General features: G+C 38.2%; 9 protein-coding genes. All 9 read left to right on the top strand.

Annotated features, from left to right (window positions below; all coding sequences use genetic code 11):
• Nucleotides 1-346: 346 nt before the first annotated feature.
• The 9 genes from IFO69_RS07030 (at nt 347) to IFO69_RS06990 (ending at nt 14,541) form a co-directional block, all read left to right on the top strand.
• Nucleotides 347-1,483, top strand: a complete 1,137-nt coding sequence (locus tag IFO69_RS07030) for a Fic family protein (protein ID WP_192009361.1) — start codon at nt 347-349, stop codon at nt 1,481-1,483.
• A gap of 299 nt (nt 1,484-1,782) precedes the next feature.
• Nucleotides 1,783-2,394, top strand: coding sequence for an RNA polymerase sigma factor (locus IFO69_RS07025; protein ID WP_192009360.1), 612 nt, complete (start codon nt 1,783-1,785; stop codon nt 2,392-2,394).
• A 146-nt stretch (nt 2,395-2,540) separates the two neighbouring features.
• On the top strand, nt 2,541-3,563 hold the full coding sequence (locus tag IFO69_RS07020; RefSeq protein ID WP_192009359.1) for a FecR family protein: 1,023 nt from the start codon (nt 2,541-2,543) through the stop codon (nt 3,561-3,563).
• A 105-nt stretch (nt 3,564-3,668) separates the two neighbouring features.
• Complete coding sequence (locus tag IFO69_RS07015; protein WP_192009358.1) at nt 3,669-7,064, top strand: SusC/RagA family TonB-linked outer membrane protein; 3,396 nt, start codon at nt 3,669-3,671, stop codon at nt 7,062-7,064.
• Between the two features lie 18 nt (nt 7,065-7,082).
• Nucleotides 7,083-8,678 (top strand): RagB/SusD family nutrient uptake outer membrane protein, encoded by a 1,596-nt coding sequence (locus tag IFO69_RS07010; protein ID WP_192009357.1) that lies wholly within the window; start codon nt 7,083-7,085, stop codon nt 8,676-8,678.
• 110 nt (nt 8,679-8,788) lie between these two features.
• Nucleotides 8,789-10,165: an alpha-L-fucosidase gene (locus IFO69_RS07005; RefSeq protein WP_192009356.1), complete on the top strand. Its 1,377-nt coding sequence runs from the start codon at nt 8,789-8,791 to the stop codon at nt 10,163-10,165.
• A gap of 75 nt (nt 10,166-10,240) precedes the next feature.
• Nucleotides 10,241-12,019, top strand: coding sequence for a sulfatase-like hydrolase/transferase (locus IFO69_RS07000; protein ID WP_192009355.1), 1,779 nt, complete (start codon nt 10,241-10,243; stop codon nt 12,017-12,019).
• A gap of 450 nt (nt 12,020-12,469) precedes the next feature.
• Nucleotides 12,470-13,933 carry a sulfatase family protein gene (locus tag IFO69_RS06995; RefSeq protein ID WP_192009354.1) on the top strand — a complete coding sequence of 488 codons (1,464 nt, stop codon included), beginning with the start codon at nt 12,470-12,472 and terminating at the stop codon, nt 13,931-13,933.
• Nucleotides 13,934-14,139: 206 nt separating this feature from the next.
• Complete coding sequence (locus IFO69_RS06990) at nt 14,140-14,541, top strand: hypothetical protein (protein WP_192009353.1); 402 nt, start codon at nt 14,140-14,142, stop codon at nt 14,539-14,541.
• The last annotated feature ends 78 nt before the right edge of the window (nt 14,542-14,619 follow it).

Here is a 14,619-nt window from a genome sequence, read left to right as displayed (position 1 = left end):
AGTGGATCCTGTAAAGAAATTAGAAATCAGTATTTTTAAACCGAAACCTTGGAGAGAAGAAGCGGATTGATGACGATGCCCTAAATAGAAGTACTCCTAAATTCGTACGCCTCGTATGGCTCGTATCTCTCGTACCGTACGAATTTTACGAGGTGGAAATGATATTTCAAAATACTGCGCTACAATGTACCAATCAATATATTTAAAACTACTTGAGAAAAGCGTTAGTCAAAAGCAAAACAGACAACCGTGCAACGAATAAGGGTACTATTTGAAGCAAAATAAGCAACGATTAATTTTGATTTGCGTCGAATAAAGGTTGTTTTCGTTGCAAATAATACATTGAATGAAAGCTTTTATACATCAAAAAGATAATTGGCCAGAATTTACCTGGAACGGTAATGACTTCTTGGATCTGTTAAGTGAGGCAAGAAATTTACAGGGTAGGCTTATTGGAAAAATGGAAACATTAGGTTTCGATTTGAGAAATGAGGCCCTACTTGATACATTGACCCTTGATGTAATAAAATCATCGGAGATAGAAGGCGAATTCCTTAACCCTGACCAAGTGCGTTCATCAATTGCACGTAGATTGGGAATGGAAGTAGCAAGAGCAGTGGATGCTGACAGAAGTGTAGAAGGAGTAGTTGAAATGATGCTTGACGCTACCCAAAGATGCTTTGACCCATTAACAGTTGACAGGCTTTTTGACTGGCATGCTGCATTGTTTCCAACAGGAAGAAGTGGGATGTACAAAATTAACTTAGCAGATTGGAGAAAAGATACTACTGGGCCTATGCAGGTAGTTTCCGGGGCAATGGGGAAAGAAAAGGTTCATTTTCAAGCACCTGATTTCAATCTGGTTGAAAAAGAAATGACCCGATTTCTAAATTGGTTCAACAATAGTAAAATTGACTTGGTAATTAAAGCAGCAATCGCCCATTTATGGTTTGTAACAATCCACCCTTTTGAAGATGGAAATGGAAGAATAACAAGGGCATTGACCGATATGCTACTAGCGCAAGCCGACAAAAGTAACCAACGTTTTTACAGTATGTCTGCCCAGATCCGTTTGGAAAGAAAACAGTATTATGAGATATTGGAAAAAACGCAAAAGGGGAATTTGGATATAACTGATTGGATTGTTTGGTTTTTAAACTGTTTGATCAACGCTTTAAGGTCCACGGATTTAATACTTTCAAAAGTTCTGTTCAAAGCAGATTTTTGGCGGAAGCACATAGATACTGCAATAAATGACCGACAAAGAAAATTGTTGAATAGGCTAGTGGATGGATTTGACGGGAAATTAACCTCGTCCAAATGGGCAAAGATTGCAAAGTGCTCTAAAGATTCAGCAGTTAGGGATATTAACGACCTTATTGGGAAAGGAATCCTGCAAAAGGAAGCAGCAGGAGGAAGAAGTACCAATTACGAATTGATAGGATTGCCAGCTGGTAGTCGGGTAGACGGCCGTTCACTATAAGCCCACGGTTATGTTATGAAATAGTTGATATAATTTTAATTGAAAATAGTAAACCAAGTGTTGGACTAAATGATTGATATAGCGAAGTTTTCCGAAAATGTCCGAATAAAAATTGAAAGCAAGATTCTCTTCGGTACTGTGTCCAAGAAATAGGCGTGGCATCACATGTTTGGATTTATGAAAGTATTCTAGAATAAATTTGTTTTTTAGGTCAAATGGTCTATATTTAGTTTTGGATTGAATTACCTTACTATAGAATTATTCAACCTTTTCCTCTCAAAGCTTATTCCTGAAATACAATGAACCCAATAAAGCTTAACCATATTTTAAAAAAGATAGTAGAAAAAAATGATGAGAAGGCTTTTTCGGTTTTCTTTGACCACTATCACACAAGACTTCTCAATTTAGCTTTATTGTTTTTACCCAATTACCAACAGGCAGAAGAGTTAGTTTCCGAGGTGATTTTAAAATTACTTCAGAAAAGGGAAGGCTTGCTCCAAATTCAGAACTTTGAAGGGTATCTTTTCAAAATGGTAAAAAATCGGGCCTTGAATTCGATTAAGGCTTCCTCGAGGGAAAAAGGAAAAATAAGTATTGATGATATACAGGATTATCTTATCCCCGATGTTTCAGACCCTGAAAAGAAGATGATCAATGGGGATTTAAAAAGGGAACTCAACCGGGTGATTGCAAACTTACCACCCAAAAGAAGGTTGGTTTTCAAAATGGTAAAAGATGAGAATTTGTCCTACAAAGAGGTGGCAGAGATATTAGAAATATCAGAGAGGACGGTTGAAGTGCACTTGAAACTGGCCATTACGGATTTGAGGGGTACCCTCCAACAATTTTATGATGAATATCAAGGAAGGATTTTAGTTTCAAACCAACGGTTTCTGTCATTGTTTCTTTAGTATAGGGACATATAGAAAAGGATATTTTTTTGTGCTTGTTGTTCTATTCTTAATTTTTTTTCTGAAAAAGTAAAAATAATTAAATTTTCATTACGGGTTTTATTGCGAACTGTTGTCTTTAATATTGATCGAGATATTATGACTTCATGGACAAGAACCAAGATATAGAAATTTTATTAATCAGATTTTTTCAAGGAAGTGCCTCTTCTTCTGAAAAGAAGGCTGTGTACGACTGGGTGAAAAAGGATCATAGAAACCAATATGAGTTTGAAAAACTTCAGGCTTTTTGGCGTACTGACCTCGAGGACAATAAGCTGATCAATCATGAGGATCAAAAAATCAAAATTTGGGAACAATATTTAAGCGAAGGGGCCAAGAGAAGAAAAGGAAGCTGGGATATTAGGAGGACAAGTTATGGTGTAGCCGCTTCTTTGGTAGCAATTTTGGTCTTGTCCATCGTATTTTTCAATAAGCATGAGGAAGCAATTCAACCTATTTCACTTACTAAGGTCCACAAATCAAACCCAAGAGGACAAAAGTCTCAATTTCAGTTACCGGATGGTTCCAAAGTTTGGCTCAATGCAGAAAGCAAACTTTCTTACCCGGAGCATTTTTCGGACTCTGGTAGGTTTGTGACACTTGAGGGTGAAGCATTTTTTGATATAGTAACTGACACAAGTAGACCTTTTGTAGTAAAAGTTGAAGACCTGGAGGTGGAAGTATTGGGCACAGAGTTCAATGTTCATGCTTTTAAAGGAAATGATAGATCAAGCGTGGCACTATTGGAAGGGGCTGTCAAAGTAAAAAATCATAAGAAGGGTTATGAGAAAGAGCTTTCCCTAACACCCGGGAAAGGCCTGACCTATCTTAAATCTCTAAATGCATTTCATGAGTTCAGCAAAGAAAATGATGCAAATACATTTGATAAGGCTACTTTATGGAGAAATGGGGAATTGATTTTCGATGGAACGGACCTTTCAGGTTTTGTAAATGAAATTAGCAGGTGGTATGGTGTAAGCGTAGAAATCAAGGGAGTTCCTGATCAAAACTGGAACCTAAAGGGAACTTTCAAAAATGAATATTTATCGAATATCCTGGATGCGGTTTCCTATAATAAGGATTTTAAATATGAACTGGATGACAAGAAATTGATATTGATGTTTAATTGAAAAAACGACCTAGCCTATGAAAAAAATACCGTATTGATCTGCCAATCAATACGGTAAATAAGAAGTTCAATTGCCTTTCTTAAAACAATAAAACCATTCAAAAATATGAAAAAAAGAGTACTAAAACTATTGCTCATGGGATTTACCTATTCTATAATTGGGCTGTTCATGCAGGTGTTATTTGTAAATATGCTATGGGCCACGGATTCCAATGCCCAAAGTGTCAAAAGCATGAAAGAAGTAAGTGTCAATGTTGGCTTTGATAACAAGAAGCTTGTTGATCTATTTGGGGAGCTGGAATTGAAGACCCCTTTTGTGTTCGTGTATGATAAGAATGATCCGTTCTTATCAGAAAGAATTAGTCTTGTGAAGAAGGAGCAAAGTGTTGAAGATGTTTTGATCGAAATAGCCAAGGAGAAAAAACTCAGGTTTAAACAGGTTAACAATAATATCAGTGTAACCAAGGCTTCATCAAAGAAGAAAATAATTGAATATGCTATTAGGGAATTTACTGTAAATGGAACAGTCATTTCAAGTTCCGATGGGCAGCCCATTCCTGGTGCAACGGTATTGGTAAAGAACTCTACCAGGGGAACTGTTACCGATATAGATGGTAATTTCTCAATTGAGGTACCTGATGAAGGTGCGGTTTTGGTAATTTCTTTTGTTGGTTATAAGCCTCAAGAAGTAACCATAAATAATCAATCCGCCATAGAAGTTAGTTTGGAGGAAGACTATAAGGGACTTGAAGAAGTGGTTGTAATTGGATATGGTGAGCAGAAAAAGATAAACGTAGCAGGGGCTGTAGCTCAAGTTGATGGAGAGGCATTACAGGATAGGCCCGTTACAAATGTCTCTCAAGCTCTTCAAGGCCAAATTGCCGGTGTAAGTATCCAGCCCACTTCAGGACAGCCAGGGGCAGGTTATAATATTACTATCAGGGGAGAGTCTTCACTAAACGGAGGAGGAGCCCTTGTAATTGTTGACGGTATTCCGGGAGTTTTGGATAATATTAACCCAAATGATATTGAGAGTATATCAGTACTGAAGGATGGAGCATCAGCGTCTATTTATGGAGCTAGGGCTTCTGAAGGTGTGATCTTGGTGACTACCAAGAAAGGTAAGAAAAATCAAGGCCTATCAGTAAGCTATAATGGTAACGTCAGCATCAATACACCAACGATTGTTCCTGAGCAAATGTCACCATTGGCCTCAGCTGAGTATGGTAATTTAGCCGCTGCAAATGCTGGGCAAGGTGCATTTTATCCTCAATATGTATTGGACGCTTTGGCTGACCCGAATGTCACTGCGGTACCAAACGCAAGTAATACCAGAGACTTTTTCTTTACAGGGGATTTTGATTGGGTTGAATACTTTTATGATAAATCCTTTCAACAGTCTCATACCCTGTCAGTGAAAGGTGGAGGAGAGCGTAATGCTTATAATGTTTCACTAAGTTGGTTGGATCAAAATGGCTATTTCTCAGAGTTTGGGCCAGATAATTTTGATCGATATACCCTAAGAACCAATTTAAGTAATGACTTGATTCCAAATAAACTGGTATTGAATACTAATATAAGTTTTGTTAATGGAGACCGTTTACAGGCATCTAATCAAGGAGGTCTTATACAAAGTGTTTTTCAGGCAGGAAGAAATCAAGAGCTTTATGATCCAAATGGTAATTACTCAAGGTACCGCTTCCAACAAAACACATTACAATTGTTGCGTGAGGCAGGTTTTGATGAAAATAAAAACAATCGGTTTGAAGGACGTATTGGTTTAAATTACAACATCATCAGTGGACTTTCTTTAGAAGGTCTCTTGGGTTACAACGTTGGTTGGAACAAAGGTACCATGTTTGGAAGAGGATATTATAAACATAACACTGCTGGAGAAGTAGTTGACCCTGATGGAATCCCAAGGTGGATAAATCAGCCAAACAGGGTAGTATTGAGTAATTCCTATTTTAGATATTACACAAGCCAGCTAATAGCACGGTATAGCAAAACTGTTGATAAACATACTTTCAGCGGTATGGTGGGGATTTCAGCAGAGGAAAATTATTCTGAGGAAACTTCTACACAACGTTTGAATATTTTAGGAAACGAGCTGCCTGCTTTGAATTTGGGTGATCAGGAAAGTTCTACCAATTCATGGAGTGCTGGAGAATGGGGTTTGTTGTCCTATTTTGGTCGTGTTAACTATAATTATGACGACCGTTATATCCTCGAGGGAACTTTTAGAAGAGATGGATCCAGTAGGTTTTCCGATTTGAACAAATGGGGGACTTTCCCTTCTGTTATGATGGCTTGGCGTATTGATAATGAGTCGTTTATGGGGTCTCAACGGATCTTTTCGAATTTGAAACTTCGGGCGTCGTATGGTGAAACAGGAAATCAGTCTGGGATTGGATTATATGATCATATTCCGGTATACACTATTTCGAATGGAGGGATTCCTTTTCCTGGAGGCTTAGGTCAGCAGGCATGGAACCCAAGACTGCCTTCTCAACAGAGGACTTGGGAAACTGTCAAGTCCACCAATATCGGTTTGGATATGGGATTTTGGGATAATAGATTGACTACTGAATTTAACTATTATATCAAGCGAAATGAAGATATGTTGATTGGAGTTGAGATACCGTCTATTATTGGTATTTCTGTTCCGACAAGCAATAATGGTGAATTGGAAACAAAGGGATATGAAATTGATCTAAGATGGAGGGATCAAATTCAATCTATTGGACTTAGGTATCATATAGGTTTTAATTTTTCAGATCAAAAGGACAAAATTGTTGACCTAAATCAAGAGTTTGTTAATGTAGGCAGTGGCATAAGAAATATTCAAGGGTTTCCAGTGAATTCTATCTTTGCCTACAGGACGGACGGATTATTTCAGACTCAAGAAGAAGTAGACAATAGTGCTACTTTGAACAATAATGTTGCTCCCGGAGATCTCAAATATATAGATATAGATGGCGATGGTAAAATTACCCAGCCAAATGACGTAGAATTTATAGGAACAACAACTCCTCGGAAGCTTTATGGGATTAACCTTGGGGCAGAATGGAAGGGCTTCGACTTTTCCGTATTCTTCCAAGGGGTCGGTAAAAGGAACTACTACATTAATGCAGATGCCGTTGGCCCATTTAGAAACCCTTGGGATAACTGGGCATTTGCAGAGCTTACAGATTATTGGACAGCTGAAAATACCGACGCTAAATATCCTAGACCTTTTCAAGGAGGTCTGAATTATCAGTTTTCTGATTATTGGGTGCAGAATGCTTCTTATATAAGGTTGAAGAATCTGCAATTGGGCTACTCTCTTCCTGATGGGTTGTTGAGTAAGATAGGGGTGTCCAACGCCCGTGTTTATTTTAGTGGGGAGAACCTTTGGGAAAAAACCAATTTGATTTTGTTTGACCCTGAAGTGACATCACAGAATGGTCAATCTTATCCACTGAACCGTAATTTCTCACTGGGTCTTAATTTCACATTTTAAATCAAAACTGCTGATAAGATGAAAAGGATATATATATTATTTGTCATTGGAGGCCTTTTATTCACAGCTTGTGAAGGCATATTGGAAAAATCACCTTTGGATGATATCTCTGCAGAAACCTTTTGGATCTCCGAGAATGACTTCAAATTGGCCGCCAATGATCTATATGCAGGAATTGGATTAAGTACTATTGAGGATGTACAGTCCATAGATTATTTTGCAAGGAACTCAGTAAGTAACGGAACGTTCCAGGCCTCGAATACAGATGGAGGATTTTGGTCCAGCGCATATACAAGAATTCGTCGGGCAAATGATCTCATTGAAAATGCTGCTACTTCCGTTTTAAGTGAATCGGTTACGAATAGGTATGTTGCAGAAGCGAGGTTCTTTAGAGGGTTTTACCATGCATTGCTAATGAAGAGGTATGGGGACATACCTTATACAGATAAGACCTTGGATTTTTCGGATGTTACTCCAGAAAGAGATGATCGGTCTTTGGTTGTAGAAGCAATTATTGCTGATTTCAATTTCGCAGCTGATCAATTGCCTAGAAAAAGTGAACTGATGTCAAATGAAGTAGGAAGAATAACTAGGGGAGTGGTTTTAGGGTATTTAAGTAGGATAGCCCTTTATGAGGGTACAAGAGCCAAATATCATGGCTACGGAGATGCAAATAGCTTATTGACCATTGCTCGAGATGCTGCAAAAGAGGTAATTGATGAAGGAGAGTATAGTTTGTTTCAAGGTCCTTTGGAAGAGGTTTTTTACTTTGAAAATCAGGATAATTCTGAGGTGATGTTCTCAATAAGATATGATGAAGAGCAAACAGGTGTAAGTCCAAGGGGCAGAGGACATGTGATAGATGCTTCCCAGGAACCGACTAAATATTTGGCTGACGCTTTTTTGTGTTCGGATGGGCTTCCAATTGAAAAATCCTCCTTATTCATGGGGTACGAATCACTAGCATCCGAATTTGAAAATAGGGATCCGAGAATGAAGGCCACTATTTGGGAACCAGGTACCATGTTTGACGGCCAACCTTTGGTGCCGGATTTGACTAGGACAGCTACAGGTTATTGGCCTAAAAAGCCTGGAGACCCACTGGCACAGACAGTAACTTTTGTTTATACTGATGTGATTTTGATGCGTTATGCTGAAATTTTACTGAACTATGCTGAAGCAGTTTATGAACTTAGTGGAAGTATTAGTGATGCAGAATTAGATAATTCCATCAATATTTTGAGAAATAGATCAGGAGTTGATATGCCTCCCTTGAGCAATCAATTTGTAACTGCCAATGGTCTTGAAATGCTAGAGGAATTACGAAGAGAACGTAGGGTAGAGTTGGCTGGCGAGGGATTTCGTTATGACGACATCATGAGGTGGAAAACAGCTGAGATCGACCTGCCAATGGGTGTGTTAGGAGCAGTATTTCAGCAGGATAATTACCCTGATTTAGATCCAGGTTCTGATATCAATTTGGATGAAAATGGTGTGATAATAGCCGAAAGTTCAGAAGCTCGTTCTTTTGAAGCCCCAAGACAATACTTATTCCCTCTTCCTCTGAGAGAGTTGGAGCTTAATCCAAATTTCAGTCAAAATACTGATTGGTAATTGATTTAATAGAAGTCTTATAAGAAAAGGGGGAAGTTTAACTTTTCCCCTTTTTTAGATATTGAATATTTTATATAGAAATTGGTTTTTAAATGAACAAGCTTAACAAAATGAAAATTAGGTTGTTATTAGGATTGATGTATTGTATTATTTTCTCAGTTTCTGCTCAAGAAGTTTCTGAGAGTACAGTGCCCCTTCCCACACCGGCTCAATTGGCATGGCAGAATGCCGAGTTGGTTGCTGTCTTTCATTATGACCTACATGTGTTTGATGGGAAAAAATATGTGCAACGAGAAAACAGGATTACCCCTGTTGCTGATTACAATATTTTCAACCCGGAACAATTGGATACAGATCAATGGGTGAAATCTGCCAAGGACATGGGGGCTAAAATAGCCATTCTAACGGCGACCCATGAGACAGGATTTGCTATCTATCAAAGTGATGTCAACCCGTATAGTCTAAAGGCACTAAAGTGGCGTGATGGTAAAGGGGACATAGTTGGGGACTTTGTTGAATCCTGTCGTAAATATGGGATTGAACCAGGGATTTATATAGGTATACGCTGGAATTCCTTTTATGGAATCCATGATTTTAAAGTTCAGGGAGAAGGTGGATTTTCTAAAAACAGGCAAGAACATTATAATAGGATGTGCGAGGGTATGGTAGAAGAGCTTACTTCCAAGTATGGGGATTTGGCAATTATTTGGTTTGATGGTGGTGCCCATGGTCCCAAGCAGGGTGGGCCTGATGTCCAGGGGATAGTGGAAAGGAACCAACCCAATGCCATTTTCTATCATAATCTGGAAAGGGCTGATATCCGATGGGGAGGAAGTGAATCGGGGACCGTTCCATATCCTTGTTGGGGAACATATCATGCACCTTCATGGTTTGCCAACAGAGGGGATTCCATAGGTTTTAGACCTATAAAATATGGAGATCCCGATGGGGATTATTATATGCCAGCTATGAGTGACGCTCCCCTAAGGGGATATGAAGGAAGACATGAATGGTTTTGGGAACCTGGAGATGAGGACCATATTTTCCCTTTGGAGAATTTGATGAATATGTATGAAAACAGTGTTGGTCACAACAGTACTTTGATTTTGGGAATTACTCCTGATGATAATGGACTGGTTCCTGTAAAAGATGCCAATCGAATGAAGGAATTTGGTGATGAGGTAAAAAGAATATATGCTTCACCAATTGCCGAAACATCCGGTACCGGAAAAAAGCTTATGCTAAAACTGGAAACGGGTGAAGTGATCAATCATGTTGTACTGCAGGAAGATATTCGTTTTGGCGAACGCATCCGGGCTTTTGTATTGGAAGGGAAAGTCAATGGGAAATGGAAGGAAATCTATACTGGAAGCTCTATTGGACATAAGCATATCATAGTATTGGAAGAGATGGAAGTGGATGGATTAAGATTGATGATCAAAGAGTCAAAAGGAGAACCCATTATTCAAGCACTTTCAGTATATTAAGATGAAACTGGAAGCCTGTTTTAAGAGGAATTGTTGTGTGATGATTCGTGAAAGATCCATTCAAAAAGCATAAAGATGATCAAGTACTTCATATTTGCTGGAATTTTTATATTGAGTTGTTGGGACTCGGCAGCTGAAGATCAGGGAAATGCCAGATCATCAAAACCAAATATTATTTTTATCCTAGGAGATGATATGGGTTATGAGACCTTGGGATATAAGGAGGTTTTGAACTTTCATACTCCCAATTTGGATGCATTGGCGCATGAAAGCACCGATTTTGTTAATTGCGATTCCCAACCACTTTGCGTGCCCACAAGGGTTAAATTAATTACTGGACAGTATAATTATCGTAACTATACTGGGTGGGGCAGTTTTGAACTTGAGCTGCCTCCATTGGGAAAGATGATGAAAGCTGCAGGTTATGCAACCGCGGCATTTGGAAAATGGCACCTCAGCAAGACTCCTGATCAGCTTGGCTTTGACGAATTCTGCTTGTTCAATGGCAGCCCCGGGGAGCTTTCGTATGCTGAGTTTTTTAAAAGGTATTTTTACAATTGCCCTTTGGAAGAAAATGGTGGGCCATTTGTTGCCGATTATGCACCTGATCGATTTAATGAAAGGACATTGGATTTTATTGAGAAAAACCAAGACCAGCCTTTTTTTATATATTATCCTATGTCCTTGGCACACAATCCTTTTGAGCCAACTCCGGATAGCGAAGATCCCAGTTCCACTGACTGGCAGCAAAACTTTGAGGATATGGTGACATATGCTGACAAGATGATTGGAAACGTGGTCCAAAAACTCAAAGAAAATGGACTTTATGAAAACACGATAATCATCTATACCACCGATAATGGAAGTAAAACATTAGAACATCACATGAGTAATGGTGAGGTGATCTATGGTGGAAAAGGTACCGCAAGTCATGACGGTGTACATGTCCCGTTGCTAGTGAAATATGATGGTAAAAGGCAAACATCTGATGAGCTTGTGGATTTTACTGATTTTTATCCGACGTTGGCAGATTTGGCCGGATATGACTTATCAGAGGTAAATAAAAAATTGGATGGCGTATCCCTACTGCCTGTTCTTGATCAAGAAGAAAGAGTAGGCAAACCTTATATTTTTTCGACTTTCTTTCATCCTCTGTCCACTTATATAAGGGACAAGGAGTATAAACTGTATTACGATGGGAGATTATATAATCTAAAGGAGGACCCAAGGGAATTACATCCTTTTTATAAACAAAATGATTCGGAAATTACAGCTGTTACCAGAACGATCTTGGAAGGTGAATTTGATAATGTTTTTGAAAACAGCGAGCTTTCAAAGTATCCTACCAAACAGAAGCTGATGGCCAAGTACGGGGATTATAAAAGAATTAGAGACAAGGTAATGTTAGGTGGGTATATTTATGACAATCTCGAATTTACACCTCAGACAAAAACCATAAGGATTGATTTAAGTAAGTTCATTTCAAGTACTGACCAAGTCTATCAATTGAGGGTAGCCAGGGCATATGAGTCTTCAAATTCGGGGTTGACCTATGCAGATGTTAAAATCAAGCATGTCAAAATTTCAAAAAGTGGAGAGGTATTGAGAAATCTTGATAGTTTATCCATTGAATTGAGAACAGAACGAGACTATGGGAAGCTTAGAGAAAGTGGTAATCCCATTATATCTTTTATCAAAACTGGGGATAATTCGGTTTTGGATTTAGGGGAATTCTCCAAGTCCGAGACTGGTACGTTGGAATTGGAACTTGAAGTGGAGCTGTCCAATCCAGACAATCAATGGGGAAATCGGATAATGATTTACGTTTTGTTGGATAGAATGAAGGCAGTTTGATATAGAAAATTGTATATGAAAATATTTTCACATCATTATTATATATTTTCCCAAGCACTTTGTTTGCATAAGTTCATGCAAAAGAATACCTCGAAGATCGGCCTATATACAGTTTATTGCCTCAATTTTTTAACTTGGGAAACAAATTAGAAAATTGAAGTAAGAATTATATTAGCATGTTGAAGAAATTAAATTAGCTTACTGATATTTTGGAATATGTATATTCGCTATTTTTCCCGTAAAGGTTAAAAGCGTATTCATATGATCTTTTTGGTATAGGTGTCAACTGATTCATTATTAGTGTTTTAATCTTACAGTGGCTTGGTCAAAGATTACCGGTATTATTCTGATAATCAGTTTTGGATATATCATTAAGGAGAATCAGTTACAACAAACAATACTTCTGTAGTAGTAGGGTTGTCGGATTATTAAATCAAAACGAATGTAAACATGAGGATAAAATCCAAAATACTGAAGATACAAATTGTCCTGTTCTTACTTGGCTTTCAGGTTATGGCTCAACATTCGACTAGGCCTAATGTAATTTTCATTATGGCTGATGATATGGGTTATGGTGATCCACAATGTTATAATCCAGATTCAAAGATTCCAACTCCCAATATGAATCGTTTGGCTAAAGAAGGAATGGTATTTACAGATGCCCATGCTGCATCTTCAGTTTGTACTCCATCTCGATACAGTTTTATCACAGGGAAGTATGCTTGGAGATCTGATTTGAAACGGGAGGTCCTTTGGTCTACTTTTAATGATCCCTTGATTGATAAATCTGAAGTGACCATTGCTGATATGCTCAAAGATCAGGGCTATGCTACAGCGGTAGTAGGTAAATGGCATCTAGGAATAAATTTCTTTAAAAATCAGGGATTTGAATATGTTGAAGCTAAAGATTGGCATGAGAAAGGATTGAAAGGTACACGTGATGTGAATTTTATGAATCCTTCATACGGTGGCCCAAATGATTTAGGTTTTGATTATTTTTTTGGTTCAGGAGGAGGACATAATATGGAGCCCCATGTTTTCATAGAAAACAGATATACATATGGTTTGCCAACAATATGGAGAGAAAAGGGTCAGCCGTCCAAAGAAGAGATTTCGGCTAGTGAAGTACATGAGGGCTGGATGATTGAAGGATGGGATGATACGGAGATAGGACCTACACTTACAAAAAAATCACTTCAATTTATTGAAGAAAATACAGCGCTAGGAAAGCCTTTTTTCTTATATCTTCCTACAGTGGCACCCCATCGACCTTGTACTCCTGCTGATTTTGCCAAAGGAAAAAGCCAGGCAGGGGAAAGAGGAGATATGGTTTATGAATTTGACTGGGCCCTTGGACAAATTATGGAAAAATTGGATGCATTGGGCATAACGGATAATACATTGTTGATTGTTTCTAGTGACAACGGAGGAACTCCTACCAGTGATGATGGTAATGATTATGGACATCAATCCTGTGGCAATCTAAATGGGTTCAAAGCCTCACTTTTGGAAGGAGGACATAGAGTACCCTTTATTGTGAGATGGCCTAATGTTGTGCCAGAAAACTCTACCAATGATGGATTGGTTAGCATAATGGATATTTATGCGACAGTAGCAGATATTTTTCAAGTGCCTATAGCAACAGGAGATGGAATAAGCTTTTTGCCCTTATTGAAAAACAACAACATTAAGTCCTCGAGAAAACGAATGGTGCACCATACCTACTCTGGACAATACGCTTTGAGAGACGGAAACTGGAAATTTATTCCGCATCGATCATCAAAAGATGGTTCATGGAGTTTTTCTCTTTTTGACTTGTCAAATGACCCCAATGAAAAGAATAATTTGGCCGACCAATACCCTGAGAAAATTAAAGCGTTTCAAGTCCAATTAGAAGAGTTGATCCGAATGTGAAATTACTGTTTTAACCAAAAGGAATCTATAATTCTAAACTGGGAATGCTAATTCAAGGAAGTACCTTAAGCATTTATTGACTTTTTTTGGAGAAAATAGTTAAAGTTAGAAATAAAATGGTATTAAGGGGATAAGATGGAAGAAATGGAAGGTATTGGGAACCTGGAGATGAGGACCATATTTTCCCTTTGGAGAATTTGATGAATATGTATGAAAACAGTGTTGGTCACAACAGTACTTTGATTTTGGGAATTACTCCTGATGATAATGGACTGGTTCCTGTAAAAGATGCCAATCGAATGAAGGAATTTGGTGATGAGGTAAAAAGAATATATGCTTCACCAATTGCCGAAACATCCGGTACCGGAAAAAAACTTATGCTAAAACTGGAAACGGGTGAAGTGATCAATCATGTTGTACTGCAGGAAGATATTCGTTTTGGCGAACGCATCCGGGCTTTTGTATTGGAAGGGAAAGTCAATGGGAAATGGAAAGAAATCTATACTGGAAGCTCTATTGGACATAAGCATATCATAGTGTTGGAAGATATGGAAGTGGATGGATTAAGATTGATGATCAAAGAGTCAAAAGGAGAACCCGTTATTTAAGCATTGAAAGATTATTTGAATCTTAGCAAGGATCAATTTTAATTAGACTTCTAGGTTGTTTGTTAATTCTGACTAACG

Origin of the sequence: Echinicola arenosa (assembly GCF_014841125.1) — a bacterium.
Taxonomy (GTDB): Bacteria; Bacteroidota; Bacteroidia; order Cytophagales; family Cyclobacteriaceae; genus Echinicola; species Echinicola arenosa.
This window is presented reverse-complemented; position numbering and strand designations above follow the sequence as displayed.